Annotated in this window: 3 protein-coding genes; all 3 read right to left on the reverse strand. The window is 76.4% G+C overall.

The window, feature by feature from the left end; translation table 11 throughout:
• Positions 1 to 157: 157 nt before the first annotated feature.
• The gene (locus tag VGR37_12425) at positions 158 to 1,654 is read right to left on the reverse strand and encodes an NAD(P)/FAD-dependent oxidoreductase (protein ID HEV2148201.1); all 1,497 of its coding nucleotides are present in this window, start codon (positions 1,652 to 1,654) and stop codon (positions 158 to 160) included.
• Positions 1,655 to 1,668: 14 nt separating this feature from the next.
• On the reverse strand, positions 1,669 to 1,950 hold the full coding sequence (locus VGR37_12430; GenBank protein HEV2148202.1) for a hypothetical protein: 282 nt from the start codon (positions 1,948 to 1,950) through the stop codon (positions 1,669 to 1,671).
• 14 nt (positions 1,951 to 1,964) lie between these two features.
• A partial coding sequence (locus tag VGR37_12435; protein ID HEV2148203.1) for a polysaccharide deacetylase family protein occupies positions 1,965 to 3,075 on the reverse strand: 1,111 nt, incomplete at its 5' end.

The following is a 3,075-nucleotide window of genomic DNA, read 5'->3' on the forward strand; positions in this document are numbered from 1 at the left end:
GACCGGATGAGCTGCACGTGCGGATCCAGCACCAGCCCGTCGGACACCACGGGCGGCTCCCCCGAGAGCCGCACCAGCGCCGCGGCGGGGAGGCGGGCGAGGGCGCGGGCGGCCAGGCGCTGCAGGTGGTCGGAGATCGGGGGCATGGTCGTGTCTCTCACGATGCGGCGGCGGCCGACGGCCGCGCCCGGTGGGCGGGGGTCGCCCGGTACTCGCCCGGATCGAAGCGCGCGGCCCGGCGGCGGAAGCGCCAGGTGAAGTCCGGCCAGAGGGCGGAGTTCCGGCCGGTGGCGTCCAGGTACCAGCTCCGGCAGCCGCCCGCGGTCCACACCGTCCCCTCCATCCGCGCGTCCACCTCGGCCACGAAGGCGGCCTGCGCTTCCGGCCGGGGCTCCAGCGCTGCGACGCCGTGCCGCCGCATGTGGCGGACGGCGCCCATGAAGTGCTCGATCTGCGCCTCGATCATGTAGACGACCGAGGTGTGGCCCAGCCCGGTGTTGGGGCCCAGCAGCAGGAAGAGGTTGGGGAAGCCGGCCACCGTGGTCCCCAGGTGCGCCCGGGGGCTCCCCGCCCACGCCTCGGTGAGCGTCCGCCCGCCGCGCCCCCGGACGTGGGGGGCGAGCGGCGGGTCCGTGGGCCGGAAGCCGGTCCCGAAGACGATCGCGTCGGTCGGCCGCTCCACGCCGTCCGCGGTGACGACCGAGTGCTCCCGCACCTCCGCGATCCCCTCCGTGACCACCTCCACGTTGGGCTGCACGAGCGCGGGGAGGTACTCGCTGGAGAGGAGCACCCGCTTGCACCCCAGCGTCCACTCCGGCGTGAGCTTCGCGCGCAGCGCCGGGTCGGGGACGGAGCGGCGCAGGTGCCGCAGGGCGACGCGCTGGGCGAGCCGCATCGCCCGCGGGTTGCGGAAGGCGAGGACGAGACCCTCGCGCAGCAGGTAGACGGCCCCGCGGGCCAGGCGCTGCGCGAGCGGGACGCGGCGGAAGAGGCCGTGCTCCAGCGCGCCGAGGCGGCGGTCGTGCCGCGGGAGGATCCAGGGCGGGGTCCGCTGGTAGAGGTGCAGCTCCGCCACCCCGGGCTGGATCTCCGGGACGAACTGGATGGCGGACGCGCCGGTGCCGACCACCGCGACGCGCTTCCCCCGGAGGTCGCAGCCGTGGTCCCAGCGCGAGGAGTGGAACGCCGCGCCGCGGAAGCGGCCCAGCCCGGGGAAGTCCGGGACCACGGGGTCGCTGAGCGCCCCGGAGGCCATCACCAGCAGCTGCGCCGTGACCGGCCCGCCCGCGGTGTCCAGCCGCCAGCGCTGCGCCTCCTCGTCCCAGGCCGCGGCGCGCACCTCGTGCCCGAAGCGCACGTGCGGGAGCACCCCGTGCTCCTCGGCGCAGCGCCGGAGGTACGCCTGGATCTCGGGCTGCCGCGAGAAGCTGCGGCTCCACTCCGGGTTGGGGGCGAAGGAGAACGAGTACAGGTGCGACTGCACGTCGCAGGCGCACCCGGGGTAGGTGTTGTCGCGCCAGGTCCCGCCCACGTCGTCGGCGCGCTCCAGGACGACGAAGTCGCGGATTCCCTCCTGCCGGAGGCGGATGGCGGTCCCCAGCCCGCCGAAGCCGCTGCCGATGATGGCGACCCGCACGTCGGGTCCGGGCGGCACGAGGCGCACCGGGCTCAGGGGTGCGCGGCCCGGACCGCCGCCGTGTCGCCGGTCCGGACGGTGGCCGTCGCGTCCGCGCCCATGGCGCCGACGTCGGTTCCCTCCGGGGTCGGGGAGGCCGGGTCGGTGATGGCCGGCGCCGGCGCGTCGGGCACGGGGGCGCCGGCCGGGGTGACCGCTTCCCGGGTGGGAGCCTCGGAAAGCTCGTTGGTCGCCGGGGCTTCCTTGTTCTCCTGGCAGCCGGCGAGCCCCAGCAGGGCCGCGGCCGCGACGATGGCGAGTCGATTCTTCTGCACGGTGCTCCCGTCGCTCAGGGTTGCGGATGGCCGCGGCCCCTCGCCGCGACCGGGGGAGGGCAGGGCAACGAGCATGCCTCTCCGCCCCCCCGGCGGTCCGGAGCCGACGCGGCGCGCGGCCCCGCGGCGGGGTCCCGGAGCCAGTGCTGCACCCCGGGGGAGAGGTAGCGCAGCCCGCCCCCTCCCCGGGCCACCAGGGCGTACGACAGCGCCGCGCGCTGGGGCGAGTAGTAGCGCCCCATGTGCGCCGCCAGGTCCACCCATACCGTGTCGCCGCGGAGCTGCAGGCTCTCCCCGAGCGGATGGCTCACGTAGCTGCGCCCGGTGGCGTCCGCCGAGATCGAGAAGAGCTCCACCCCCTCGGGGAGCGGGAGCGTCCGCGCGCGGAAGGCGACCCGCCCGGCCACGGCGCCGTCCGCGGAGAGCGGCTCCAGGACCGGGGCGTAGCGCCCGCCGCCGAGCAGGTAGTCGCGGTAGAGCGCCGGCTCCACGCTGGACATGATGAGCATGCGCGGGAGCAGGGGGGACGCGCCGTCCCAGTAGCCGGGGTTCACGGTGTGCAGGTAGCGGTAGCTCCCCGCCAGCGCCTCCGCCACCTCCGGCGTGTAGTGGCCGAAGGGGAAGGCGAAGTCGGGCGCGTCCGCGGCCCCGGTCCACGCCCGGAGCATGGGGAGGGAGCGGACGAGCGAGGCGGCCACCTCCGTCCCGGAGGCGGGCATGCTGCGGTGCTCGTAGCCGTGCGCGGCCACCCGGTGCCCGGCGCGCGCCAGCCGCCGCACCTCCTCGGGGCCCAGGAAGTGCTCGCTCCTCGGCACCGTGCGAGCGGGGATCACGAAGAAGATCCCGCGGAAGCCGTGGCGCTCCAGGATCTCGGCGGCGCGCAGCGATTCCCGCCGCCCGTCGTCGAAGGTGAGGATCACCTGGGGCACCCCGCCCGGCCGCACCTGCTCGGGGAAGACGGAGCGGAAGCCGTTCTCCCGGAGGAAGACGAGCGTCTCCTCGAACCCCGCGAACGACTCCGTCAGCGGGCCGTCCTCCGGCGTGGGCCGGTCCCGGAAGAAGTGCCAGGCCAGGACGGGGACGCCGGCGGCGGGGGCCTCCCCGCGCACCGGGGCGGGCGCGGGC

The sequence above is a fragment of the Longimicrobiaceae bacterium genome (assembly GCA_035936415.1).
Lineage (GTDB): Bacteria > Gemmatimonadota > Gemmatimonadetes > Longimicrobiales > Longimicrobiaceae > JAFAYN01.